23 protein-coding genes and 2 pseudogenes are annotated in these 25958 nt (G+C 60.9%); 13 read left to right on the forward strand and 12 right to left on the reverse strand.

Annotation, left to right across the window (positions count from 1 at the left end; translation table 11 throughout):
• Positions 1–74 precede the first annotated feature (74 nt).
• The 13 genes and pseudogenes from GIW28_RS02045 to GIW28_RS02105 all read left to right on the forward strand — a co-directional run bounded on the left by GIW28_RS02045 (position 75) and on the right by GIW28_RS02105 (position 15650).
• Complete coding sequence (locus tag GIW28_RS02045; protein ID WP_017138609.1) at positions 75–1484, forward strand: amino acid permease; 1410 nt, start codon at positions 75–77, stop codon at positions 1482–1484.
• A 15-nt stretch (positions 1485–1499) separates the two neighbouring features.
• Complete coding sequence (gene hutI, locus GIW28_RS02050; RefSeq protein WP_170039043.1) at positions 1500–2705, forward strand: imidazolonepropionase; 1206 nt, start codon at positions 1500–1502, stop codon at positions 2703–2705.
• A gap of 11 nt (positions 2706–2716) precedes the next feature.
• Positions 2717–3517: an N-formylglutamate deformylase gene (gene hutG / locus GIW28_RS02055; protein ID WP_236445686.1), complete on the forward strand. Its 801-nt coding sequence runs from the start codon at positions 2717–2719 to the stop codon at positions 3515–3517.
• A 216-nt stretch (positions 3518–3733) separates the two neighbouring features.
• Entirely contained in the window at positions 3734–4669 is a 936-nt protein-coding gene (locus GIW28_RS02060) for a choline ABC transporter substrate-binding protein (RefSeq protein ID WP_236445688.1), read from the forward strand.
• A 152-nt stretch (positions 4670–4821) separates the two neighbouring features.
• Complete coding sequence (locus GIW28_RS02065) at positions 4822–5751, forward strand: alpha/beta hydrolase (RefSeq protein ID WP_176991721.1); 930 nt, start codon at positions 4822–4824, stop codon at positions 5749–5751.
• A gap of 104 nt (positions 5752–5855) precedes the next feature.
• On the forward strand, positions 5856–6827 hold the full coding sequence (gene pip, locus GIW28_RS02070) for a prolyl aminopeptidase (RefSeq protein WP_017138604.1): 972 nt from the start codon (positions 5856–5858) through the stop codon (positions 6825–6827).
• The gene (dtd, locus tag GIW28_RS02075) at positions 6824–7261 is read left to right on the forward strand and encodes a D-aminoacyl-tRNA deacylase (protein WP_017138603.1); all 438 of its coding nucleotides are present in this window, start codon (positions 6824–6826) and stop codon (positions 7259–7261) included. The genes pip and dtd overlap by 4 nt, the downstream gene beginning before the upstream one ends.
• Positions 7262–7584: 323 nt before the next feature.
• Entirely contained in the window at positions 7585–9273 is a 1689-nt protein-coding gene (locus GIW28_RS02080; RefSeq protein ID WP_170039139.1) for a glucan biosynthesis protein G, read from the forward strand.
• Positions 9266–11910, forward strand: a pseudogene (mdoH, locus tag GIW28_RS02085) (glucans biosynthesis glucosyltransferase MdoH). The gene GIW28_RS02080 and the pseudogene mdoH overlap by 8 nt, the downstream one beginning before the upstream one ends.
• 111 nt (positions 11911–12021) lie before the next feature.
• Positions 12022–12822 carry a transporter substrate-binding domain-containing protein gene (locus tag GIW28_RS02090; protein WP_138452866.1) on the forward strand — a complete coding sequence of 267 codons (801 nt, stop codon included), beginning with the start codon at positions 12022–12024 and terminating at the stop codon, positions 12820–12822.
• A gap of 220 nt (positions 12823–13042) precedes the next feature.
• A complete protein-coding gene (locus tag GIW28_RS02095) occupies positions 13043–13840 on the forward strand; it encodes a transporter substrate-binding domain-containing protein (protein WP_236445690.1) in 798 nt (265 codons plus the stop codon).
• 123 nt (positions 13841–13963) lie between these two features.
• Positions 13964–14923: an amino acid ABC transporter permease gene (locus GIW28_RS02100; RefSeq protein ID WP_017138598.1), complete on the forward strand. Its 960-nt coding sequence runs from the start codon at positions 13964–13966 to the stop codon at positions 14921–14923.
• Positions 14916–15650 (forward strand): amino acid ABC transporter ATP-binding protein, encoded by a 735-nt coding sequence (locus GIW28_RS02105; RefSeq protein WP_176991724.1) that lies wholly within the window; start codon positions 14916–14918, stop codon positions 15648–15650. Before GIW28_RS02100 ends, GIW28_RS02105 begins: the two co-directional genes overlap by 8 nt.
• Before the next feature lie 56 nt (positions 15651–15706).
• Here GIW28_RS02105 and GIW28_RS02110 read toward each other — a convergent pair whose 3' ends face one another.
• From GIW28_RS02110 to ubiE, 12 genes and pseudogenes are all read right to left on the reverse strand, one after another.
• On the reverse strand, positions 15707–17614 hold the full coding sequence (locus tag GIW28_RS02110; protein ID WP_099549482.1) for a methyl-accepting chemotaxis protein: 1908 nt from the start codon (positions 17612–17614) through the stop codon (positions 15707–15709).
• 137 nt (positions 17615–17751) lie between these two features.
• Complete coding sequence (locus GIW28_RS30695) at positions 17752–18624, reverse strand: methyl-accepting chemotaxis protein (protein ID WP_442963450.1); 873 nt, start codon at positions 18622–18624, stop codon at positions 17752–17754.
• Positions 18610–19668 (reverse strand): annotated as a pseudogene (locus GIW28_RS30700) (methyl-accepting chemotaxis protein); the annotation flags it as partial. The gene GIW28_RS30695 and the pseudogene GIW28_RS30700, both read right to left, overlap by 15 nt.
• Before the next feature lie 192 nt (positions 19669–19860).
• Positions 19861–20568: a 16S rRNA (uracil(1498)-N(3))-methyltransferase gene (locus GIW28_RS02120; protein WP_017138594.1), complete on the reverse strand. Its 708-nt coding sequence runs from the start codon at positions 20566–20568 to the stop codon at positions 19861–19863.
• Complete coding sequence (gene tatC, locus GIW28_RS02125) at positions 20565–21356, reverse strand: twin-arginine translocase subunit TatC (protein WP_017138593.1); 792 nt, start codon at positions 21354–21356, stop codon at positions 20565–20567. The genes GIW28_RS02120 and tatC overlap by 4 nt, the downstream gene beginning before the upstream one ends.
• Positions 21353–21754, reverse strand: a complete 402-nt coding sequence (tatB, locus tag GIW28_RS02130; protein ID WP_017138592.1) for a Sec-independent protein translocase protein TatB — start codon at positions 21752–21754, stop codon at positions 21353–21355. The genes tatC and tatB overlap by 4 nt, the downstream gene beginning before the upstream one ends.
• Positions 21755–21764: 10 nt before the next feature.
• Positions 21765–22043: a twin-arginine translocase TatA/TatE family subunit gene (locus tag GIW28_RS02135; RefSeq protein ID WP_138454343.1), complete on the reverse strand. Its 279-nt coding sequence runs from the start codon at positions 22041–22043 to the stop codon at positions 21765–21767.
• A 25-nt stretch (positions 22044–22068) separates the two neighbouring features.
• On the reverse strand, positions 22069–22401 hold the full coding sequence (locus tag GIW28_RS02140) for a phosphoribosyl-ATP diphosphatase (RefSeq protein ID WP_017138590.1): 333 nt from the start codon (positions 22399–22401) through the stop codon (positions 22069–22071).
• A 2-nt stretch (positions 22402–22403) separates the two neighbouring features.
• Positions 22404–22796 carry a phosphoribosyl-AMP cyclohydrolase gene (hisI, locus tag GIW28_RS02145; RefSeq protein ID WP_012721796.1) on the reverse strand — a complete coding sequence of 131 codons (393 nt, stop codon included), beginning with the start codon at positions 22794–22796 and terminating at the stop codon, positions 22404–22406.
• Positions 22797–22837: 41 nt separating this feature from the next.
• The gene (gene ubiB / locus GIW28_RS02150; protein WP_236445696.1) at positions 22838–24442 is read right to left on the reverse strand and encodes a ubiquinone biosynthesis regulatory protein kinase UbiB; all 1605 of its coding nucleotides are present in this window, start codon (positions 24440–24442) and stop codon (positions 22838–22840) included.
• Entirely contained in the window at positions 24439–25062 is a 624-nt protein-coding gene (locus GIW28_RS02155; RefSeq protein WP_017138587.1) for a ubiquinone biosynthesis accessory factor UbiJ, read from the reverse strand. The genes ubiB and GIW28_RS02155 overlap by 4 nt, the downstream gene beginning before the upstream one ends.
• Positions 25062–25832 (reverse strand): bifunctional demethylmenaquinone methyltransferase/2-methoxy-6-polyprenyl-1,4-benzoquinol methylase UbiE, encoded by a 771-nt coding sequence (ubiE, locus tag GIW28_RS02160; RefSeq protein WP_003171186.1) that lies wholly within the window; start codon positions 25830–25832, stop codon positions 25062–25064. Before ubiE ends, GIW28_RS02155 begins: the two co-directional genes overlap by 1 nt.
• Positions 25833–25958: the final 126 nt, after the last annotated feature.

Raw genomic sequence — 25958 nt, forward strand, 5'->3', positions numbered from 1 at the left:
GGAGCGTCACAGGATGTGTTCCCACGCGGAGCGTGGGAACGATCTTCTCCTCATAAAAATAATAGGGACGAGAAATGCACCAGCAAGAAAAGGGTTTGAAACGCGGGTTGAGCGCCCGACATATTCGCTTCATGGCACTCGGTTCCGCGATCGGCACCGGGTTGTTCTATGGTTCCGCCTCTGCCATCCAAATGGCCGGCCCTGCCGTGCTGCTGGCCTACCTGATCGGCGGCGCCGCCGTGTTCATGGTGATGCGTGCTCTCGGTGAAATGGCCGTGCACAACCCGGTGTCAGGCTCCTTCGGCCAGTACGCCAGCACCTACCTGGGGCCTATGGCCGGGTTTGTGCTCGGCTGGACCTACGCATTTGAAATGATCATCGTCTGCCTCGCCGACGTCACCGCCTTTGGCATCTACATGGGCTTCTGGTTTCCCGAGGTCGCACGTTGGGTCTGGGTGCTCGGCATCGTGTTTTTGATCGGCGGCCTGAACCTGTGCAACGTCAAAGTGTTTGGCGAAATGGAGTTCTGGCTGTCGCTGCTCAAGGTCGGCGCCATCGTGGCGATGATCCTCGGCGGCTTTGGCATCATGCTGTTTGGCATTCATTCTGCTGGCGAAACCCAGGCCAGCGGCTTGAGCAACCTGTGGGCCCACGGCGGCTTCATGCCTAACGGCATTGGCGGCCTGATCGCCTCGTTCGCGGTGGTGATGTTTGCGTTTGGCGGCATCGAAATCATCGGCATCACGGCCGGTGAAGCCAAAGACCCGCAGCGCGTGATCCCCAAGGCGATCAATGCGGTGCCGCTGCGCATCCTGCTGTTCTACGTGCTGACCCTGTTTGTGCTGATGGCCATCTACCCGTGGCCACAGATTGGCAGCCAGGGCAGTCCGTTCGTGCAGATCTTCAGCAACCTTGGCATCGGCTCGGCAGCGACCATCCTCAATATCGTGGTGATCTCGGCCGCCGTCTCGGCCATCAACAGCGACATTTTTGGCGCCGGCCGCATGATGTATGGCCTGGCCCAGCAAGGGCAGGCGCCCAAGGGTTTTGCGCAGCTGTCCAAGCAAGGCGTGCCGTGGATGACTGTACTGGTAATGGGCGCGTCGTTGCTCGGCGGCGTGGTGCTCAACTACCTGATCCCGGAAAACGTGTTCCTGTTGATTGCCTCGATTGCCACTTTCGCCACCGTGTGGGTGTGGCTGATGATCCTGTTTACCCAGGTTGCCATGCGCCGCTCGATGACCAGGGAACAGGTGGCCGAACTGAAATTCCCGGTGCCGTTCTGGCCGTATGCGCCAGCGGCGGCCATTGTGTTCATGCTGTTCGTGTTTGGCGTGCTGGGTTACTTCCCGGACACCCAGGCCGCTTTGCTGGTCGGCGCCGTCTGGATCGTGTTGCTGGTCCTCGCCTACCTGCTGTGGGTCAAGCCCGCTGCCGGGCAGGGGGCCAAGGTCCATTACGACCCGGCTTTGTCTCATCGATAACTTAGGGAGGCGTTGATGAAAACGCTTTGGCAACACTGCCACGTCGCAACTATGGCCCAGGGCAAATACTCGATCATCGAGGATGCCGCCATGGTCACCGCGGGTTCGCTGATCGAGTGGATCGGCCCCCGCAGCCAGGCGCCAGTGGCGGATTACGCCCAGGTGCATGACCTGCAAGGTGCGTGGGTCACCCCCGGGCTGATCGACTGCCACACCCACACGGTGTTCGGCGGCAATCGCAGCGGCGAATTCGAGCAGCGCCTTGAAGGCGTGAGCTACGCCGAAATCGCTGCCAAGGGTGGCGGTATTGCCAGCACCGTGCGCGCCACCCGTGCCGCCACGGAAGATGAATTGTTTGCCAGCGCTGAAAAGCGCTTGCGCAGTTTGCTGCGTGACGGCGTGACCACGGTGGAGATCAAGTCCGGCTACGGCCTTGACCTGGCCAACGAGCGCAAGATGCTGCGGGTTGCGCGGCGCCTTGGCCAGATGCTGCCGGTGAGCGTGCGCGCCACGTGCCTGGCGGCTCACGCGCTGCCGCCGGAGTACAAGGATCGCGCTGACGACTACATCGACCACATCTGCACCGAGATGCTCCCGGCGCTCGCGGCCGAAGGGCTGGTGGATGCGGTAGACGCCTTCTGTGAGTACCTGGCGTTTTCCACCGAGCAAGTGGAGCGTGTATTCAAGGTCGCCCAGCAGTTGGGCTTGCCGGTGAAACTGCACGCCGAGCAGCTTTCCTCATTGCACGGCTCCAGCCTGGCGGCGCGTTACCACGCACTGTCGGCGGACCACCTGGAGTTCATGACCGAAGAAGACGCCATCGCCATGGCCGCGTCCGGCACTGTCGCGGTGTTGCTGCCGGGCGCGTTCTACTTCCTGCGTGAAACCCAGTTGCCGCCGATGGATGCGCTGCGCAAGCACGGTGTGAAAATCGCCATCGCCAGTGACCTCAACCCCGGCACCTCGCCGGCGCTGTCGGTACGCCTGATGCTGAACATGGCCTGCACCCTGTTCCGCATGACCCCGGAAGAAGCCTTGGCCGGCGCCACGCAACATGCGGCCACCGCGCTGGGCATGGGTGACACCCACGGTTCGCTGGAAGTGGGCAAAGTCGCGGATTTCGTCGCCTGGCAGATTGATCGCCCCGCCGACCTGGCTTACTGGCTGGGCGGCGAGCTGGATAAACGCGTCGTGCGCCATGGCGTCGACGTCACCGTCTGAGGAGTGTTGTTGTGGATAAGGTTCTGAGTTTTAAACAAGGCCGTGTGCCGCTGCTGATCAGCATGCCCCACGCGGGGTTGCGCCTGACGCCTGCGGTCGAAGCCGGGCTGATCCCCGAGGCGCAAAGCCTGCCGGACACCGACTGGCACATCCCCACGCTGTATGACTTTGCCGAGGCATTGGGCGCCAGCACCTTGTCGGCCGAGTACTCGCGGTTTGTGATTGACCTGAACCGGCCGTCCGACGACAAACCGCTCTACGCCGGCGCCACCACCGGGCTGTACCCGGCGACCCTGTTCGATGGCGTGCCGTTGTTCCGTGAAGGGCAGGTGCCGTCCGAAGAAGAACGCGTAACCTACCTGCAAAAAATCTGGGGGCCGTACCACCGCACCCTGCAAGAAGAACTTGCCCGGCTCAAGGCCGAGTTCGGTTATGCCTTGCTGTTTGATGCGCACTCGATCCGTTCGGTGATCCCGCACCTGTTCGAGGGCAAGCTGCCGGACTTTAACCTCGGCACCTTCAACGGCGCGGCGTGTGACCCCGAGCTGGCCAGCCAGCTGGAAGGCATCTGCGCTCAGCATCCGCAGTTCACCCATGTGCTGAACGGGCGCTTCAAGGGCGGGCATATCACTCGCCACTATGGCGACCCGGCGCAGGATATTCATGCGGTGCAGTTGGAGCTGTGCCAGAGCACGTATATGGAAGAGGTTGAGCCGTTCCGGTATCGCCCTGATTTGGCTGCGCCGACCCAGGTTGTGTTGAAGCAGTTGCTGGAAGGGTTGTTGGCCTGGGGGCAGAAGCGCTACGGCTGATATCGCTATCGCAGGCAAGCCAGCTCCCACATTTGGATGTATTCACAGCTCAAAATGTGGGAGCTGGCTTGCCTGCGATGGGGCCTTCCGGGTCGCCCCAGTGCAACTGCCGGTCGCCACAGTTCGTGTCAGCACAGGTTCCGCTGGGTAAGGTTGTGGGTACGGCGCACCAGACGCCACTTCCCACAATAAAAGCTGCCCAGTGAGACCTCATCCATGAAAAGACTGTTGTTGATCCTCACCGGCGCGGCTTTGATCAGCGCCAACGCCATGGCCGCAGAACCTGCATCCTGTAAAACCATCCGCATGGGCGTGGTCAGCTGGACCGACGTCATCGCTACCTCAGGCATGGCCGACGTGCTGCTCAATGGCCTGGGCTACGACAGCAAGCAGACCAGCGCGGTGCAGCAGATCATCTTTGCCGGCATTCGCGACAAACGCCTGGATATCTTCCTCGGCTACTGGAAACCGGCGATGGATAACAACATCGCACCGTTCCTGGCCGCCAAGCAGGTCAAGGTGTTCGACACGCCCAGCCTCGCCGACGCCCAAGCCACCCTGGCCGTGCCGCAATACGTGGCGGATGCCGGGCTGAAGACGTTTGCCGACATCGCCCGCTTCAAGGACAAGTTGGGCGGCAAGATCTACGGCATCGAGCCGGGCAGTGGCGCCAATACCGATATCCAAAAGATGATCGACACCAACCATTTCGGCCTGGGCGGCTTCAAACTGGTAGCTTCCGGTGAAGCGGGCATGCTCGCAGCGGTGCAGCGAGCGGTGAACCGCAAGGAGTTCGTGGTGTTCGTCGGCTGGACCCCGCACCCGATGAACATCAATATGAAAATGGCCTACCTCACCGGCAGTGAAGATGTGTTCGGCCCGGACGAAGGTCGCGCCACGGTTTCCACCGTCACCGCGCCGGATTTTGGCGAACGCTGCCCCAACGCCAACCGTTTGTTGCAGAACCTGACCTTCACCGCTGCCCAGGAAAGCCAGTTGATGGTGCCGATCATGGAACGCCAGTCGCCGCAGGAGGTGGCCAGGCAATGGTTGCGTGACCACCCAGAGGATTTGCAGCGCTGGTTGGCCGGGGTCAAGGCGTTTGATGGCAGCGATGGCGTGGCGGCAGTGCAGGCCAGCCTCAAACCCTGAAAACACCGCCGGGCAAAATGTGGGAGCTGCGGTGCGACGATTCGACTGGCCTGCGATAGCGGTGTATCAGTGAATGAAGAGGTGACTGACACACTGCTATCGCAGGCAAGCCAGCTCCCACGTTTAGATCTCCATTCTCAGGGATATTGAGCATGTATCCGATTTCAGCGCAGCTTGCCGCCTTCATCGCCAAAACCGAATCCTTCACCAGTGACGACTCTTCGCTGGCGGGCTTGCGCCATAACTACGACCGTATGTGCCAGGCCTTCACGCCACCGAAGCCTGAAGGGCTGCAACTGTCGGACTTTTCCCTGGGCGGTGTAGGCGTGCGCAGTTACCTACCCACGGCGCCAGCGCCGACGGAGGGCTGGCCCTGTCTCCTTTATATGCACGGTGGCGGCTGGGTGGTCGGCGGGTTGGACTCCCACGACTTCATCTGCTTCGAACTGGCGAGCGCGTTGCAGGTCCTGGTGATCGCCATCGACTACCGTCTGGCGCCGGAGTACCCGTTCCCGGCAGCCTACCAAGACTGTCGCGCCGTATGGCAGGCAATCCAGGCCGCGCAGGGGCCGCACGCCATCAACCTGCAACGCCTGGTGGTGATGGGCGACAGCGCGGGCGGCAATCTGGCGGCGGCGCTGTGCCTGGGGCTGCGCGACGACGGCCAGCCGCTGCCCATGGCCCAGGTGCTGATTTACCCCGGCCTGGGCGGGCCTGCCGATTTGCCCTCGCGGCGTGACTGCATGGACGCACCGCTGCTCAGTACTGCCGACACCGACTGCTACCTGGCAATGTACCTGCATGCTGCGGTCACGCCATCGGCCTATGCCATGCCTTTGTTGGCCGAGCATTTCGGCGGCTTGCCCAAGGCGTTGATCGCCGTGGCCCAGTTCGACCCGTTGCGCGATGACGGCATGCTCTATGCCGAACGGCTGCAACAGGCCGGTGTGCCCGCCGTGCTGTATCCCGGCAAAGGTCTGGTCCACGGTTGCTTGCGCGCGCGCGGCCAAGCCCCGGAGGTGGATCAGCTTTATAACTATCTGCTGCATTACCTCAGGAGCGAAGGGCTGACACAGGTCTAAGTATTCAAGGACATGCTCATTGCACAATTCGGGTTTATGATGCCAGACGGCAAGAATAATAGACGTCCCCTCAGGGATGAACCCGACACCCTATGGAGCGCGCAATGCAGACTTGGTACCCGCAGATCAAACCCTACGCCCGGCACGATCTGGCAGTCGATGACACCCACACGCTGTACGTCGATGAAAGTGGCTCCCCCGAAGGTTTGCCTGTCGTCTTCATCCATGGCGGCCCCGGCTCCGGTTGCGATGCCCAGAGCCGCTGCTATTTCGACCCGAACCTGTACCGCATCGTTACCTTCGACCAGCGTGGCTGCGGGCGTTCCACGCCGCGAGCGAGTCTTGAAAACAACACCACCTGGGATCTGGTCGCCGACCTCGAGCGCATCCGCGAACACCTGGGCATCGATAAATGGGTGCTGTTTGGTGGTTCCTGGGGCTCGACCCTGTCGCTGGCCTATGCGCAAAGCCACCCTGAGCGTGTGCATGGTTTGATCCTGCGCGGTATCTTCCTGGCCCGCCCGCAAGATATTCATTGGTTCTACCAGGAAGGCGCGAGCCGCATGTTCCCGGATTACTGGCAGGACTACCTTGCCCCGATCCCGGCGGACGAGCGCCACGACATGGTTGCCGCCTACCACAAGCGCCTCACCGGCAACGACCAGATCGCCCAGATGCACGCAGCCAAAGCCTGGTCCGGCTGGGAAGGGCGCATGCTCGGCCTGTGCCCGAGCCCGCAGCACGTCGAGCGTTTTTCCGAGCCGCAGCGCGCCCTGTCGATTGCGCGTATCGAGTGCCACTACTTCACCAATAACTCTTTCCTGGAGCCCAACCAGCTGATTCGCGATATGCACAAGATCGCCCATCTGCCTGGCGTCATCATCCATGGCCGCTACGATATGATCTGCCCGCTGGACAACGCCTGGGAGCTGCATCAGGCCTGGCCCAACAGTGAGCTGCAGGTGATTCGCGAGGCTGGCCATGCGGCATCCGAGCCGGGCATCACCGATGCGTTGGTGCGTGCGACCGGCGAGATGGCACGGCGCCTGCTTGATCTGCCGCCAGAAGAAGCATGAAGGGCCTGTTGCAACGGGTGCGTGGCGCCCGGGTCGAGGTGGCGGGTGAAGTCGTAGGCTCGATAGACCAGGGATTACTGGTGCTGGTCGCCGTGGAACCTTCAGATACGCCCGAGAGTGCCGACAAACTGTTGCACAAGCTGCTTAACTATCGGGTGTTCAGCGACGATGAGGGCAAGATGAACCTGTCCTTGAAGGACATTGGCGGTGGTTTGCTGCTGGTATCGCAGTTCACCCTGGCGGCGGACACCAAAAGCGGGTTGCGGCCCAGCTTCTCCACGGCGGCCCCACCGGCCCTGGGAGCCGCGCTTTTTGAACACTTGTTGTTACAAGCGCAACAATTGCATGGCAAGGTGGCATCGGGGCGTTTTGGCGCTGATATGCAGGTGCATTTGGTCAATGATGGCCCTGTGACCTTCCTCTTACAGACATGAATGTATTAAAAACGACTTTAATGCCTAAAAACGCAGGGTTTCGCTACAAATACTTCGTTGTCCCTGATGCGTTGTTTCGCGGGCTACTAGATAATCGCGCGCTATGGGGATCAGCGTAAATTGGTCCATTTTTGACTTAGGTAGAGACTTGTCCGACGGCCTTTGGGGAATCATTTTGACCCAGAGGAGTCGGAACAATGCTCGCCAACCTGGCATATAGATAGCTGGCCGTTGGTTTTTTGATCTGTTTTCGGCGAGGGTTGCTCGTGATTGTTAGTCCCTGTAATGCACCAAAATTGTCTGCCAAACGGTTACGAAACGCACTGGTAACGGGCTCTGCCCTGTTTTGCCTGTTCGGGGCGGGTCAACTGTGGGCATTCAGTCTGGATGATGTGTCGGCCAAGGCAAAAGAGCTGGCCGGGCAGAAATACGAAGCTCCGCGCAGCAATCTGCCGAACGAATTTCGCGAAATGAAATTCGCGGACTATCAGAAGATTCGTTTCCGCAACGAAAAAGCCGAGTGGGCCGATCAGAACACGCCATTCAAGCTGTCCTTCTATCACCAGGGCATGCACTTTGACACGCCGGTGAAAATCAACGAAGTGACCGCCGACAGCGTCCAGGAAATCAAGTACGACCCAAATCGTTTCGATTTCGGCGACGTGAAATTTGATCCTAAAGCCACCGAACAGCTGGGTTATGCCGGTTTCCGTGTGCTGTACCCGATCAACAAGGCCGACAAGCAAGACGAAATCATGACCATGCTCGGCGCCAGCTACTTCCGCGTCGTCGGCAAAGGCCAGGCCTATGGCCTGTCGGCCCGTGGCATGGCGATCGACACTGCATTGCCGTCCGGTGAAGAATTCCCGCGTTTCACCGAGTTCTGGATTGAGCGCCCAAAACCGGGCGAGAAACAGCTGGTGATCTTCGCCCTGCTGGACTCGCCACGCGCCACCGGCGCCTATCGCCTGACGCTGCGCCCGGGCACCGACACCATTGTCGACGTCAAATCCCAGATGTTCCTGCGTGACAAGGTCAGCAAGCTGGGCATCGCCCCGCTGACCAGCATGTACTTGTTCGGCGCAAACCAGCCGTCCAAGGTGCTCAACTACCGTCGTGAATTGCACGATTCCAGCGGCCTGTCGATCCATGCCGGCAATGGCGAGTGGATCTGGCGCCCACTGAACAACCCTAAACACCTGTCGGTCAGCAACTTCGCCGTTGAAAACCCGCGTGGTTTCGGCCTGCTGCAACGTGGCCGCGACTTCAGCCACTACGAAGACCTGGACGACAACTACGACAAGCGCCCAAGCGCCTGGATCGAACCTGAAGGCGACTGGGGCAAGGGTTCTGTCGACCTGGTGGAGATTCCGACCGCCGACGAAACCAACGACAACATCGTTGCGTTCTGGAGCCCGGCCGAGCTGCCGAAAGTCGGCGAGCCGCTGGACGTCAGCTACCGCTTGCACTGGACCATGGACGAGAAAGACCTGCACCCGGCCGACAGCGCCTGGGTCAAGCAGACCTTGCGCTCCACCGGTGACGTGAAGCAATCCAACCTGATCCGCCAGCCTGACGGCAGCGTGGCCTACCTGGTGGACTTCGAAGGCCCGTCCCTGAAGAACCTGCCACCGGATGCGCCAGTACGTAGCCAGGTGAGCGTGGGCGACAACGCCGAAATCGTTGAAAACAGCGTGCGCTACAACGAGCACACCAAAGGCTGGCGCCTGACCCTGCGCATGAAGATCAAGGACGCAGGCAAGCCTACCGAAATGCGTGCCGCGCTGGTCGAAGACATCGTGAAGCCTGAGCCTGAGAAGGTTTCGACCCAGGTGCTCAAGGCCGACAAGCTGCTGGCCAAGCAACACGAAAAACAGGCCAGGAAAGACGCCAAGGAAGCGAAAGACAAGGACGCCAAGCAGCCAGAGGCTGCCCCCGCCAATCCGGAGCCGGAAAAGACCGAACACGTCCTGACCGAAACCTGGAGCTATCAGTTGCCTGCCGATGAGTAATTCTCAAGCCACGCCAGAGACCCTGTCCGAGTACCTGGCGCACCTCCCGATGACCGCAGAGCAGCGCGCCGAACTGGCGGGCTGCACCTCCTTCAGCGAGCTGCACGAACGCTTGTCGTCAAAGACTTTCGACGCACCCACCGAGGCTGCCCAAGCCTCGGTCGGCCGCCGGTTGACGCTCAATACCGCCGAAGAGCTGCAAGACGCCGAGATGCTGGCGCTTGACGCCAACGGTCGGGTTTGCCTGAAGGCCACGCCGCCGATCCGTCGGACCAAAGTGGTGCCGGAGCCATGGCGTACCAATATCCTGGTGCGTGGTTGGCGCCGGATGACCGGTCGCACCAACCCTCCGGCCCCGCCGAAGGATGAGCGCGTATTGCCGGCAGCACGCTGGCGTACCGTGGGTTCGATCCGTCGCTATATCCTGCTGGTGCTGATGCTCGGCCAGACCATTGTGGCCGGCTGGTACATGAAAGGCATCATGCCGTACCAGGGCTGGTCGCTGGTCGACTTCGACGAAATCCGCAACCAGACCCTGCTGCAAACGGCCACCCAGGTGCTGCCTTACGCCTTGCAAACCAGCATCCTGATCATGTTCGGGATTCTGTTCTGCTGGGTCTCGGCCGGTTTCTGGACCGCGCTGATGGGCTTCCTGGAGCTGCTGACCGGCCACGATAAATACCGGATCTCCGGTAAAAGTGCTGGTGACGAGCCGATTCCAAAGGATGCCCGCACCGCGCTGGTGATGCCGATCTGCAACGAAGACGTGCCCCGGGTATTTGCCGGCCTGCGCGCTACTTTCGAATCGGTAGCCGCCACTGGCGACCTGGACCGTTTCGATTTCTTCGTGCTCAGCGACAGTAACGAAGCCGATATCTGCATCGCTGAACAGCAAGCCTGGCTTGATGTGTGCCGCGAAGCCGGTGGTTTCGGCAAGATCTTCTATCGCCGCCGTCGCCGTCGCGTAAAGCGCAAGAGCGGCAACCTCGACGACTTCTGCCGTCGCTGGGGCGGTGAATACAAGTACATGGTGGTGCTCGACGCCGACAGCGTGATGAGTGGTGAATGCCTCACCAGCCTGGTGCGCTTGATGGAAGCCACGCCGGATGCCGGGATCATCCAGACCGCGCCACGTGCGTCTGGCATGGACACCCTGTATGCGCGCATGCAGCAGTTCGCCACCCGTGTTTATGGCCCGCTGTTTACCGCTGGCCTGCACTTCTGGCAGTTGGGTGAATCCCACTACTGGGGTCACAACGCCATCATTCGTATGAAGCCGTTTATCGAGCACTGCGCCCTGGCGCCGTTGCCGGGTAAAGGCGCGTTTGCCGGTGCGATCCTCTCCCACGACTTCGTTGAAGCCGCGCTGATGCGCCGTGCCGGCTGGGGCGTGTGGATTGCTTATGACCTGCCGGGCAGCTACGAAGAACTGCCGCCGAACCTGCTGGATGAACTCAAGCGTGACCGTCGCTGGTGCCACGGCAACCTGATGAACTTCCGCCTGTTCCTGGTCAAAGGCATGCACCCGGTGCACCGTGCGGTGTTCCTGACCGGCGTGATGTCCTACCTGTCGGCGCCGTTGTGGTTCTTCTTCCTGGTGCTGTCGACGGCGTTGCTGGCGGTGAACACCTTGATGGAGCCGCAGTACTTCATGGCGCCACGCCAGCTGTACCCGCTGTGGCCACAATGGCACCCGGACAAGGCGGTGGCGCTGTTCTCCACCACCATCGTGCTGTTGTTCCTGCCTAAATTGCTCAGCATCATCCTGATCTGGGCCAAGGGCGCGAAAGAGTTCGGTGGCAAGTTCAAGGTGACCTTGTCGATGCTGCTGGAGATGCTGTTCTCCATGCTGCTGGCGCCGGTGCGCATGATCTTCCACACCCGTTTCGTGCTCGCCGCGTTCCTGGGCTGGGCTGCGACCTGGAACTCGCCGCAGCGTGACGACGACTCCACGCCATGGAGCGAGGCAGTCAAGCGCCACGGTCCACAGACCCTGCTGGGCTTTCTGTGGGCACTGTTGGTGGTGTGGTTGAACCCAAGCTTCCTGTGGTGGCTGATTCCGATCGTCGGCTCGCTGATGCTGTCGATTCCGGTGTCGGTGATCTCCAGCCGGGTCAAGCTGGGCCTCAAGTCTCGCGACGAGAGCCTGTTCCTGATCCCTGAGGAATACAACCCGCCGCAAGCCTTGCTGTCGACTGAGCAATACACCCACGAAAACCGTTGGCACGCCCTCAATGACGGGTTTGTGCGCTCGGTGGTCGACCCGCAGCAAAACGCACTGGCCTGCGCCCTGGCGACCTCGCGTCACCGTGAGGCGGAGCCCATCGAGCACTTGCGTCAGGAACGTGTGCGCCACGCGCTGAAAGTCGGCCCCGCCGGCCTCAACAACGGCGAGCGCCTGGCATTGCTCAGCGACCCGGTAGCCTTGGCTCGCCTGCATCAGCAGGTGTGGACTGAAGGTCACGCCGAGTGGCTCGGTGCCTGGCGTGCTTCGGTCAAGGCTGATCCGCACGCGCCATTGCTGCCGCTGCAACCGCTGTCTTCCCAGGCCCAACCGGCCTGATTCCGACGCCCCCGAGGGCTCACCTCGGGGGCGTTAGATGCGCTGGTCCTACAGCGTTTAGAACATCTTCTTGATAACGCTAACCCCTTGTTATTTCGAAACAAAAGACCTTTGTTCGAAGCGTATTGCCGTGCCTGTCGCTGGGGTAGCATCGCCCCCAAATTGACTAGGTCGCAGGGGGATTAATGATCAAAAGGTATTGTTTGGCGGTGCTGAGCGGCGTCATCGCATTGATTTACGCAGGCTGGTTGAGCGCTGGTGCCCTCGATGAAGCGGTTCGACGCGGTGTGCTTAAAGTCGGCACCACGCCCACCTATGTGCCCTTTGAAATGAAGGACAAGCAGGGCCGTATCGTCGGTTTCGAAATCGACTTGCTGCAGGCGATGAGCCGCGCGTTGGGCGTCGAGCTTGAACTGGTCGCGGTGCCATATACCGAGTTGCTACCGGGGCTGATGGCGAAGAAGTTCGACCTGATCGGCAGCGGTATGACGGTGACGCAGGAGCGCAACCTCAAGCTGAACTTCAGCGACTCCTTTATTGTGGTCGGCCAGACCGTGCTGCTGAACCCCAGCCTGGCCGGCAAGATTGCCAGCATCGAAGATCTCGACGAGGCGGGTTACCGCATCGCCGCGACTGAAGGCACGACCGGCGAAGCGGCTGCGCAGCGGTTTTTGGGCGCGGCGCGCCTGAGCACTTTTACCACGCCGGAAGAAGGCGTGCGCCAAGTGGTCGAGGGCAAGGCCGACGCCTTCGTCCATGACGCACCCTACAACCTGATTGCGCTGGCCAGGCCGGAAAACCACCGGCTCTTTGCCCTTGAGCAACCGTTTACCTTTGAGCCTCTGGCGTTTGGCCTGAAAAAAGGCGACTACGACAGCCTCAACTGGATCAACCACTTCCTCAATCAAATTGCCCAGGATGGCACCTACGATCGGCTGCACGACAAGTGGTTCAAGGACACGGACTGGATGGCGGAGATCGACTAAGCGTCATAACTGCTTACACATCAATGAATTGCCGGCCTGTTGCACTGATGTGTCTAGCCCCTGCGCAGTGATGCACCATTGTGGGGCTTTTGCGACATGCGCCGATAACATTTACCCGTGAAACCTTTGTGACGGGCAACGAGTGGGTTAGGATCGCACCCCGAATGGGTGCAGCCCTTTTGCGCGCCGGCCTTATAAGAATCTTTCAGGGGACTTGATGATGAAAAAGTATCTTTCGATGCTGATGCTCGGCGTCACCGCGCTGGTCGCGGCCACTGCGGCGCATGCGGGCGCCATCGACGATGCGGTCAAGCGCGGCACGCTGAAAGTCGGCATGGACCCGACCTACATGCCGTTCGAGATGACCGACAAGCGCGGTGAAATCATCGGCTTTGAAGTCGACATTCTCAAGGCCATGGCCAAGTCCATGGGCGTCAAGCTGGAGTTGGTGTCCACCGGCTATGATGGCATTATCCCGGCCTTCCTGACCGGCAAGTTCGACATGATCGGCAGCGGTATGACCCTGACTCAGGAACGCAACCTGCGCCTGAACTTCAGCGAACCCTTCATCGTGGTCGGCCAGACCCTGCTGATTCGCAAGGACCTGGAAGGCACGATCAAGTCCTACAAAGATTTGAACGACGAGAAATACCGCCTGACCTCCAAGCTCGGCACTACCGGCGAGATGGTTGCCAAGAAACTGATCTCCAAAGCCAAGTACCACGGCTATGACAACGAGCAGGAAGGCGTGCTGGACGTGGTCAACGGCAAGGCCGATGCCTTTGTGTATGACGCACCTTACAACGTGGTCGCCGAGAAGAAAGTCGGTAATGGCAAGCTGGTGTTCCTGGAAGAACCCTTCACCTTCGAGCCCCTGGCGTTCGGCCTGAAAAAGGGCGATTTCGACAGCATCAATTACATCAACAACTTCCTGCACCAGATCCGCAACGACGGCACCTACGATCGCATCCATGACAAGTGGTTCAAGAGCTCCGAGTGGCTCAAGGACATGGAATAAGGGCTGACACCGAGTCGACTTCATCGCAGGCAAGCCAGCTCCCACAGTTGAAATGCGTTCCCTTGTGGGAGCGGGCTTGCCCGCGATGACGACATGCCAGGCGATACATCTTCGGAAAGTGAAATGAAACAGAAAAAAGCCCAATGGCCCTGGCACCTGCTGACCGTGGTCGTGCTGGTTGGCCTGGCCGGCGCGTTGTACTACGCCACCTCGTTGATGTCCTACGAGTGGCGCTGGAACCGCGTGCCGCAGTACTTCGCCTATCAGGCCGAAACCTCCCAGCGCGCCGCCGACATCTCCACTGTCATTGAGCTGGTGCGCAAAGGCGATGTGGCCGAAGTCACCTTGCGCAACGACGCAGGCGCCGAGCAAAAGCTGACCGTGGCCGACAACAGCCTGCAAGTGTCACGTGGCGATGACGTGGCCGAAGGCGATGTTATTGGCGTAACCCGGCATTGGGCGCTGGGCCCGCTGATGTGGGGCTTGTGGACGACCTTGTGGTTGTCGGTGGTCTCCGGAATCCTCGGCCTGGCGATTGGCCTGGCAACCGGCTTATGCCGTTTGTCGAGCAACCCGACCTTGCGCGATCTGTCGACGATCTACGTCGAACTGGTGCGCGGTACGCCGCTGTTGGTGCAAATCTTTATTTTCTACTTCTTCATCGGCACGGTGCTCAACCTGTCCCGCGAATTCGCCGGTATTGCCGCGTTGTCGCTGTTCACCGGCGCCTATGTGGCGGAAATCGTCCGCGCCGGCGTGCAGTCCATCACCCGTGGTCAGAACGAGGCCGCCCGTTCCCTGGGGTTGAGCGCCAGCCAGTCGATGCGTCATGTGGTGTTGCCGCAAGCGTTCAAACGCGTGCTGCCGCCATTGGCTGGGCAATTTATCAGCCTGGTGAAAGACACTTCGCTGGTTTCGGTGATCGCGATTACCGAGCTGCTTAAAAGTGGTCGTGAAGTGATAACCACCTCGTTCTCGCCCTTTGAAATCCTGTTCTGTGTGGCAGGCCTGTACCTGCTGATCAACCTGCCGCTGTCGAAAATGGCCAGCCGGCTTGAGCGGAGGCTCGCGCAAAGTGATTGAAGTTCGCGATCTGGTAAAAGTCTTCGACACCCGTGGCCAAGTGGTGCGCGCCGTGGACCACGTCACCACCCGGGTAGCCAAGGGCGAAGTGCTGGTGGTGATCGGTCCTTCAGGTTCGGGCAAGTCCACGTTCCTGCGCTGCCTTAACGGCCTGGAAGAGTTCGACTCGGGCTCGGTGAGCATCGATGGCCTGCAATTGGCCGACCCGAAAACCGACGTGAATGCCTACCGTCGTGAAGTCGGCATGGTGTTCCAGCACTTCAATTTGTTCCCGCACATGACCGTGCTGGAAAACCTTTGCCTGGCGCAAAAAGTCGTGCGCAAACGCGGCAAGCAAGAGCGTGAAGCCAAGGCTTTGGCACTGTTGGAAAAGGTCGGTATCGCGCAGAAGGCCAACGAGTTTCCATCACGCTTGTCCGGCGGCCAGCAACAACGGGTAGCCATTGCCCGTGCGTTGGCCATGGAACCCAAGGTAATGCTGTTTGATGAGCCCACCTCGGCGCTGGACCCGGAAATGGTCGGCGAAGTGTTGGACGTGATGAAGACCCTGGCCCTGGAAGGCATGACCATGGTCTGCGTCACCCACGAGATGGGCTTTGCCCGTGAAGTGGCAGACCGCGTGCTGTTCTTCGACCACGGCAAATTGCTCGAAGATGCGGCCCCGGCCGAGTTCTTCGATGCGCCCAAAGACCCGCGCGCCCAAGCGTTCCTGCGCCAGGTCCTGTAATTGAAGGCCGAGCTTCCTGTGGCGAGCAAGCTCGCTCGCCACAAGGGCCGTGAGTATCAAAGCCTGAATTTGCCCACCAGCGTCTGCAAATCCAGGCTCAATCGGGTCAACTGAACACTCGCAGCGGCCGTTTCCTCACTGGCCGCAGCGGTTTGTTCGGTGACATCGCGCACCTTCAGCACACTGCGATTGATCTCTTCCGCCACCGCGCTTTGCTGCTCGGCGGCGGCGGCAATCTGCGGGTTCATTTCCTGGATGATCGACACGGTACGCGTGATCGCTGCCAAGGCATCGCCGGCATCGCGGGTCAGGCCGACGCTGTTGTCGGTCAGGCTGCGGCTGTTGTCCATGATGTCCGCGACCTGCTGGGTGCCGGTATTCAGGCCGAGAATCAAACCTTCAATTTCTTCGGCGGATTCCTGGGTGCGCTGGGCCAGGCTGCGCACTTCGTCGGCCACTACCGCAAAACCCTGGCCGGCACTGCCCGCACGCGCCGCTTCGATGGCAGCGTTCAGGGCCAGCAGGTTGGTTTGCTGGGACACTGATTTGATCACGTCGAGCACGCTGCCGATTTTCTGGCTTTCATGTTGCAGCGCAATCATCGCCTGGCTCGAACGCGCCATCTCATGGGCCAGGTGCCCGATTTGCTCGACGGCCTGGGTCACCACTTTTTCGCCGGCGCTGGCCTCCTGGTCGGCTTCATTGGCCGCGACGGAAGCCTGCTCGGCATGCCGGGCGACCTCCTGGGCGGTGGCGAGCATTTCATTCATCGCCGTGGCCACTTGATCGGTTTCCTCCTTCTGGTCATTGACCCCGGCGCGGGTCTGCTCGGTGACGGCTGATAGCTGCGTTGCGGCACTGGCGATCTGCCGGGCGCTGTCGCCGATACCGCTGATCAGGTTGCGCAGGTTGCGGGTCATTTGCCCGATGCTCTGCTGCAACTGGCCCAGTTCATCGCGGCGGTCCTCTTGAATGTCTCGACTCAGGTCGCCGTCAGCAATGCGGTGGGCGGCGGTGAGGATCGCGCGTAAAGGCACGACTATTTGCCGCGCGATCCACCAGGCGGCCAGTACACCGAGTAGCAAGGCCGCCACGGTGACGCTCAGCAGTCGTGTGTGGGTCTGCTCGGCTTCGCTGTCACGCTTGCTGTTCTGGCCGTCACTCAGTTGATGGCTTTGCTCGCGTAAATCATTGAGTTGCTGTTCAAAGCGGTTTTGCAGGGTTTCGGTGTTGAGCTGTGCGTCCTTGAGCTTGGTCAATTGTTCGCGATAGTTGGCCAGGTCGGCTTTGAGCAGGGCCGCGTCCACGGGCAGTGCGGTCACCGCTGCTTGTGCCACGTTCAGGGCTTCGAGCGCCTGGGTGAGTGCGTCGGTGTAGGCTTGCAGCGACTCGGCCGCCCAGGCGGGGCTTTGGGCGCGATCTTCGGCCTGCTCCATGGCCTGGCGCAGGTTTTCGATAGCATCCAAAGCCTTTTCGTCTTCCTGGTTCGGTAAGTCGCTGGCGAACTGGGCGAGAGTATCGCTGGCTTGCAACGCGGTCTTCTTGAGGGTCGGGCGGATGCTTTCGCGTTGCTCGATCAAAGCGGGCAAGGCCGCCAGCGCTGTCTTGAAGCTCGCCACCAAGCGTGTTGCTTCCTGCAGTCGCTGCAAGTCGGCCGGGTGTTTGAGGCGGCTTGAAAGGTCGGCCAGATGCTGGTCGATCTTTTCGGTCTGCGTGTTCATTTTGGCCAGGCTGCTGGCGTCCGTCAGGGTCCGGTACACGATCCTGTCGGCGCGCATGGACTCGGCGTCCAGGGCCAATTGCCCCAGGATCGCCAGGCTGTGTGAGCGATAAAGCACGTCGTTCAAGGCCTGCCAGCCGGTCGCGGCAATCAGGATGCTTAACATCAACACTTGGCCGAAACCCAGTGCGAGTTTGAGACGGACGCTGGCGTTGACCAGCAAGCGGGTCAGCCGAGGAAACATGGTGAACCTCCAAATCTGAGGAAGCATTTCGCAACAGCTGAAACGCTAAATCGATTCGAGGTTGTGGCGGGCTGATAACCGCGTAGGAAATTTCACAAGTTACGGCGGCCTTGCTCTGGCCGCCGTGTGGGGGCGGGTCAGATGCGGAAGCGCCCGACCAGAGACTGCAAATAGATCCCCAAGCGTGCCAGTTCGGCACTCGATGCGGCAGTTTCCTCACTGGCCGAGGAGGTCTGCTCAGACACGTCGCGCACATTCAACACGCTGCGGTTGATCTCTTCGGCCACAGCGCTTTGTTGCTCGGCGGCAGTGGCGATCTGCGAGTTCATCGCCTGAATGGTTGAGACCGTGCGCGTGATATTGCTCAGCGCGTTGCCGGCACGTCGGGTCAGCTCGACGCTGCTGTCGGTGAGCCCCCGGCTGTTGTCCATGATGGTCGCCACCTGCTGAGTGCCGTTTTGCAGGCCGACGATCAGCTCTTCGATCTCCTCGGTGGACTTCTGTGTGCGCTGGGCCAGGCTGCGCACCTCGTCGGCCACCACCGCGAAGCCGCGACCGGCTTCACCGGCACGCGCCGCTTCAATCGCCGCGTTCAGCGCCAGCAGGTTGGTTTGCTGGGCGACAGACTTGATCACATCGAGCACGCTGCCGATCTTGTCGCTTTCGCGCTTGAGGTCGCCCATGGCCGCCGTGGAATTACCGACCTCGGTAGCCAGGCGCTCAATCTGCGCGATGGCCTCACCGACTACCTTGTCGCCTTCACGGGCCTGTTGGTCCGCTGCAACGGCAGCTTCGGAGGCTTCTTCGGCGTTGCGCGCCACTTCCTGCACGGTGGCGGCCATTTCGTTCATGGCGGTGGCCACTTGGTCGGTCTCAACCTTTTGGCTGTTAACCCCGGCGCTGGTCTGTTCGGTCACGGCCGACAGTTGTTCGGCAGCGCTGGCAATCTGGGTGACACCGTCGCTGATACCGCCGATCAACTCGCGCAGGCCCAGGGTCATGCTCTGCATGGCGCGTTGCAGTTGGCCCAGCTCGTCCTGGCGGGCGGAGTTGAGGTTATGGCTCAGATCGCCCGAGGCCACACGCTCGGCGACTGTGAGGGTCTGGTTAAGCGGGATCACGATCTGGCGGGTGATAGCCCAGGCGGCGAGAATGCCGAAGATCAGCGCCAGCACGGTGGCCAGCAGCAACAGCTGTTTAGCCTGCGCGGCATCGGCATCGCGCACGGCGGTCTGGGAGGTGGTGAGTTTTTCGCTGTGCCCCAGCAGGATATCGCCTTGGGCGGTCATGATTTTCAGCGCGGCGGCGCTGGCCACTTGGGAGTCACGGTACTGGCTGACCGCGGCGCGGTAGGCTTGCAGTGACACGCCGGCCTCTTGCAGGTTGGCCTGGTATTGCTCAGGCAGCTTGCCTTGCAGGTCAGTGATTTTCTTCAGGGCATTGTCGATGGCATCCAGGGCTGGTTGCTCGGCCTCGGTCTTGCCACTGTAGGTGTAGCCGCGCACCTGGAAGCGCGACTGTTGGATCAACTTGCTCAGCTCGACCACGCTGTTGAACTGCGTGACGCTGTCGCCTTGCAGCAGGGTCGCTTCGATTTCATTGATCTTGGCCACGGCGTTGTCGGCGGTGTCGCCGAGTTTGCTGCGTGCACCCTCACGCTTGAGGCCGGCCAGGACCATTGTGCCAAAGGCTTTTTTGTATTGGCCCAAGGCTTCCAGCTGTTGCTCTACCAGGGCTTTGTCGCCGGGTTGTTCAATCAGCGTTTGGGCGGTTTTGAGGCCATCGTCCAGTTGCTTCAGCAGACCGTTGACGGCATCGGTGCCTTGTTCGCCCCGGCGCATTTCAAAGTCCAGGCGCGCCAGGCGCAGGTCTTTGGTCAGGCCGTTGAGGCTGGAGATAAAGCCCAGTTTGTCGCCGCGACTGATCACGTCGCCCAAGCCGGTCCAGCCGGTGAAGGTGATCAACAGCGTCAGGATCAACACCAAGCCAAAGCCTATGCTCAGCTTGCGATTGACGCTCACATTCCCCAGTTTTTCGGCTAACCAACGATACATGCTGCGATCTCCTTTGGAACAAGGCTTGGACTTATTCAGAGGCTATCGGCAGCGTAGGAAGTTTCTGTAGGTTATCAGAGCCAATGTGGGAGCTGGCTTGCCTGCGATGCAGGCACCTCGGTACATCAGGCATACCCAGGTGATGCAATCGCAGGCAAGCCAGCTCCCACTTTTTTCGGGGCAGGTCGGTGTTCAGAACAACCGGGCGAGCAGGGCGGTCACGGCGGTTTCTACGCGCAGGATGCGCGCACCCAGTTGCACCGGTTGCAAGCCGGCCTTGGCCAACAGCTCCACTTCGTAGGGGATCCAGCCGCCTTCCGGGCCGATGGCCAGGGTCACCGGTTCGTCCAGCCCACGTGGGCAGGCCGGGTAATCGCCGGGATGGCCGATCAGGCCCAGAGTCCCTGCGGTCATGGCTGGCAGGCGGTCTTCGACGAACGGCTTGAAGCGCTTTTCGATGCTGATCTCGGGCAGCACCGTGTCCCGTGCCTGCTCCAGGCCGAGGATCAGTTGCTCGCGAACGGCCTCCGGTTCCAGGAACGGGGTTTGCCAGAAGCTCTTTTCGACCCGGTAACTGTTGACCAGCACCACCTTCGGCACGCCCATCGCCGCCACGGTTTGCAGCACCCGGCGCAGCATCTTTGGACGCGGCAGGGCCAGCAGCAGGGTCAGCGGAAGTTTGGTCGGTGGCGGCTGGTCGAAGCTCACGTGCAGCTCGGCTTCATCGGCTTCCAGGCGCAGTAATTGCGCATTGCCCATCAACCCGCCGATTCGCCCGACCCGCAGGTTGTCGCCCACCACCGCGCGGTGGACTTCCTGCATATGCACTAGGCGCCGATCACGCAGGATCACCCGGTCGGCCGCGATAAAGTCGGCCCCCTCAAGCAACAGCAGGTTCACGGGTGCGTCGCTGGCGGCTGGTCGTCGTCGACGGGTTGGTCATCCGGGTGGTCGCCACGCTTGCTGATCAGGCTGCCAAACAGGATGCCGATCTCGAACAGCATCCACATCGGCACGGCCAGCAGGGTCTGCGAGAAAATGTCCGGCGGCGTGAGGATCATGCCGACCACGAAGCAGCCGATGATCACGTAGGGGCGCACTTTCTTCAGGTATTTGACGTCGACCACGCCGATCCACACCAGCAGCACCACGGCCACCGGGATTTCGAAGGCCACGCCAAAGGCGAAGAACAGCGTCATCACGAAATCGAGGTAGCTGGTGATGTCGGTCATCATTTCGACGCCGGCCGGGGTGGCGGCGGCGAAGAATTTGAAGATCAGCGGAAACACCAGGAAATACGCGAAGGCCATGCCGGTGTAGAACAGCAGGATGCTCGACACCAGCAACGGCACCGCAATGCGCTTTTCATGCTTGTACAGGCCCGGCGCAATAAAGCCCCAGATCTGGTGCAGGATCACCGGGATCGCCAGGAACAGCGAGACCATCATGGTCAGCTTCAACGGCGTCAGGAACGGTGACGACACGTCGGTGGCGATCATCGTCGCGCCGGCCGGCAGGTACTGGCGCAAGGGCGTGGAGACGAAGGTGTAGATCTGCTGGGTAAAGGCGAACAGCCCGGCAAAGATGATGAAGATGGCCGCTACGCAACGCAGCAGGCGGGTCCGCAGCTCGGTGAGGTGCGAGACCAGCGGCATATGCTGGTCGTTTTCCGGTTTATCAGCGCTCATGGGGCTCGCGGCGGCAATGTAGGGTCATGGGGAGCGGGCGACGCTACGGGCGTCGGCGCTGGCTCAGTCGGGGCGGGCGCGGTTGGCGATGCTTCGGCGGCCGGAGCAATGCTGTTTTCGGGCACAGGTTCCACCGGTTTGGCGGGCTCCTGAACCGGCGACAGAATCTTGCGCGCCTCCTGCTCCAACGACAGGATATGTTCGTTGTGCAGCTGGCGGCGGATCTCGTCGGCGCCGATTTCCCGTTCAACTTCCTGTTTGATGGCGTTGAAACTGCGTTTCAGGCGCCCGATCCACAGGCCGGCCGTGCGTGCGGCACCGGGCAGGCGTTCCGGCCCCAGTACCAGCAAGGCCACGAGGCCGACGAGCAGCAGTTCAGAGAAGCTGATACCAAACATTAGTCAGTGCTCACGAGTCTTTGCGGGTCGGCTCTTGGACTTTTTCAGCCTGCACGTCGAAGGTACGACGCTCGGTGATCGGCTGGGTGGCCTGTGGGTGTGCAGGCTGCACCGGTGGTACCGGATTGGCCATCGGGTCGGCCGGTTTTTCATCGTCGTTCATGGCTTTACGAAAGCCCTTGATCGACTCGCCCACGTCAGTGCCCAGGTTCTTGAGTTTCTTGGTGCCGAACACCAGTACCACGACCACCAGAATGACGATCCAGTGTTTCCAGTCAAAAATGCCCATGCTGCAATTCCTCTGTAAAAGTTATTCAGGCGGACGGGCGCGAGGCCTTTTCTGCATGCCCGGACAAGCCGAAGCGACGGTCCAGTTCATCCAACACGGCCTGTGGGTGCTGCCCCAGTTGGGCGAGCATGACCAGGCTATGGAACCACAAGTCTGCGGTCTCGTAGATTACATCGCTGTAATCACCGCTGATTTGCGCATCTTTGGCGGCAATAATCGTCTCGATCGACTCTTCGCCAAGTTTTTCCAGAATCTTGTTCAAGCCCTTGTGGTAAAGGCTTGCGACATAGGAGCTGTCGGCGTCCGCGCCTTTGCGGTCTTCCAGCACCTGGGCCACACGGTTCAGGGTATCGCTCATGTTCAGTGTCCTGCGGAATAAATGGCGTGCGGGTCTTTGAGCACCGGTTCCACAACCTTCCACTCGCCGTTTTCGAACACGCGATAGAAGCAGCTGTGACGGCCGGTATGGCAGGCGATATCGCCGATCTGCTCGACCTTCAGGATCACCACGTCGGCGTCACAGTCGATGCGCATCTCATGCAGGGTCTGCACGTGCCCGGACTCTTCGCCCTTGCGCCACAGTTTGCCACGCGAACGTGACCAGTAAATGGCGCGCTGCTCAGTGGCGGTGAGGCTCAAGGCCTCGCGGTTCATCCAGGCCATCATTAATACGCGCCCGGTCTTGTAGTCCTGGGCAATGGCCGGCACCAGGCCGTCACTGTCCCACTTGATCTCGTCCAGCCAGTCTTTCATGTTCGGCTCCGGCAATTTGCGACAGTGTATAACCGGATCGGCTATCGGCGCACGATCAGATAAATACCCACGGCGACCATGATGCCAGCCGGCCAATGGCCCAGTTGGTTCAGCGGCCCGCCAATCGCCAGCATCACGCCGCCGACCAAATGGGCGGCGCCCAACAGGCGCAGGAACCAGTCGTCCTTGCGCCTGTGCCACGGCGGTGCAGGGTCTTTGGCGTGGGGCTGGGACATGCGCTCCAGCAGGTCGCGGGTCATGTTGGCCAGGTGCGGCAGTTGTTCGAACTGGCTGTGCAGGTTGCCCAGCAGGGTTTTCGGGCTGACGCGCTCGCGCATCCAGCGTTCCAGGAACGGCTGCGCGGTGTTCCACAAGTCCAGGTCCGGGTACAACTGGCGGCCCAGGCCTTCAATGTTGAGCAAGGTTTTTTGCAGCAGTACCAGCTGCGGCTGCACTTCCATATTGAAGCGCCGCGCGGTTTGGAACAGACGCATCAGCACCTGGCCGAAGGAAATATCTTTTAACGGTTTTTCAAAGATCGGCTCGCACACCGTGCGGATCGCGGCTTCGAATTCGTTGAGCTTGGTTTCGGCCGGCACCCAGCCCGAATCGATGTGCAACTGCGCCACGCGGCGGTAATCGCGCTTGAAGAAGGCGAACAGGTTGCGTGCCAGGTAATCCTGGTCTTCCGGGGTCAGGCTGCCGACGATGCCGCAGTCGATCGCAATGTATTGCGGGCTCCACGGGTTGACGGTGCTGACGAAAATGTTGCCCGGGTGCATGTCGGCGTGGAAGAAGCTGTCGCGAAACACCTGGGTGAAGAAGATTTCCACGCCGCGCTCGGCAAGCATCTTCATGTCGGTGCGCTGGTCGGCAAGAGTGGCGAGGTCGGTGACCTGCACGCCGTAGATGCGCTCCATCACCAGCACTTTGGGACGGCACCAGTCCCAATACACCTGCGGCACGTACAGCAGCGCTGAACCTTCGAAGTTGCGTTTGAGCTGGCTGGCGTTGGCCGCTTCGCGCAGTAGGTCGAGTTCGTCGTAGATGGTTTTTTCGTAGTCGGCAACCACGTCCACCGGGTGCAGCAGGCGCGCATCGGCGGAGAAACGTTCGGCGGCGCGGGCGAGGATAAACAGCCACGCCAGGTCCTGGCCGATGATCGGCTTGAGGCCGGGGCGAATCACCTTCACCACCACTTCTTCGCCGGTCTTCAATTGTGCGGCATGCACCTGCGCCACCGAGGCCGAGGCCAGTGGCTCGACGTCGAAACGGCTGAACACCTCGCTGATCTTCTTGCCCAGCTGTTCTTCGATCAGCTTCATCGACTGCTGGGAATCAAACGGCGGCACGCGGTCCTGCAACAGCATCAGCTCGTCGGCAATGTCTTCGGGCAGCAAATCGCGGCGTGTCGAGAGGATCTGCCCGAACTTGATAAAGATCGGCCCCAGGTCCTGCAACGCCAGGCGCAGGCGCGCGCCACGGCTCAGTTCCAGCGGTTTGCGCGGGAACCAGCGCCACGGCAACACATAGCGCACGGCCAGCAAAAACCACGGCAACGGCAGGGCGAACAGCAGGTCATCGAGGCGGTAGCGGATTACGACGCGCTGGATACGAAACAAACGGCGGACGGCGAGCAGCTTCATGCGTTATCGCTTGGATCAAGGGAACGGCTCAGGCGCTCGAAGCGTGCCTCAAGGCGTTCCAGGTCGATTTTGGCCTTGTCGAGTTCGCGAAAGCGCGCTTGCGCTTCCCGTTCTCCGACCAGGGTGCGCGATTCTTCGCTCAGGTATTCGGCGAGGTTCTGGTTGAGGCTGGCGAACCCTTGCTGGTACCAGCGCGAGCGGCTGCGCAGGTGCCCGCTGATCAGTTGGGTGGCCACCGGACCAATCCAGCGTGACAGCTCGTATTCCCAATCCAGTTCCAGGTCTTGCAGCACGGCGGCCAGGTCCATCAGCACGGCGCTGTCGCCTTCCAGCTCCACGTCGGGGCTGTGCAGGATCGCGGTCTTGTTGCGGCTTAGCGCCAGGTGCAACAGGCTCGAGGCGGGTGCGCGCAGGGTGCAGTCGGCCTCGGCGGCCCAATCGCCGGCGAGCAGCAGGCCTTCATCGCTGGGCAGGATAAACAGCTGCAGGGCGGGGCTGGTGCAATCGACGGCAATAACCTTGCCGTTCAAGTGCGCAAGCCGCGCCAGGGCGGTGCTGTCCAGGCGCAGGACACGGTTGATGCCGTGTTCGACGCTGGCGAGGAGGCCTGCGAACAGCATCAGGGCTTGATGCCGCGGTGCAGGGCGACGATGCCTGAGGTCATGTTGTGGTAGGTCACGCGGTCGAAACCGGCCTCTACCATCATCGACTTCAGGGTTTCCTGGTCGGGGTGCATGCGGATCGATTCGGCCAGGTAGCGGTAGCTCTCGGCGTCATTGGTGATCAGCTTGCCCATCAGCGGCATGAAGGCGAACGAGTAGGTGTCGTAGACCTTGGACATCAGCGCGTTGGTCGGCTTGGAGAACTCCAGCACCAACAGGCGGCCGCCCGGCTTGAGTACGCGCAGCATCGAGCGGATGGCGTCCTCTTTATGGGTCACGTTGCGCAGGCCGAACGCGATGGTCACGCAGTCGAAATGGTTGTCCGGGAACGGCAGCTTTTCCGCATCGGCCTGGACGAATTCGATATTGCCGGCCACACCTTTATCCAGCAGGCGATCACGGCCGACCTTGAGCATCGAACCGTTGATGTCCGCCAGCACGACCTGGCCGGTCGGGCCAACCAGCTTGGAGAACTTGGCCGCCAGATCGCCCGTGCCGCCGGCGATGTCGAGCACGCGGTTGCCGGTGCGTACACCCGACAACTCGATGGTGAAGCGCTTCCACAGGCGGTGCATGCCGCCCGAGAGTACGTCGTTCATCAGGTCGTACTTGGCCGCAACGGAGTGGAACACCTCAGCGACTTTTTCCGCTTTCTGGCTTTCCGGAACGTTCTTGAAGCCGAAGTGAGTGGTGGGTTCGGCATCGCTGCCTTTGCGCTGATCAGTCATATCGCTGTCACCAAAAGAGAATGCGGGACATGATAATCCCCACCGCCTGCTTTGTCTTGGCAAGGCTGAAGGTAAGATAGGTGTTCATCGAGACCTTTTGCCGCATGGCAGGTGTTCTGAGTCGAT

It is taken from the genome of Pseudomonas sp. PA-5-4B, assembly GCF_021606215.1.
In the GTDB taxonomy this organism is placed as follows: Bacteria; Pseudomonadota; Gammaproteobacteria; order Pseudomonadales; family Pseudomonadaceae; genus Aquipseudomonas; species Aquipseudomonas edaphica.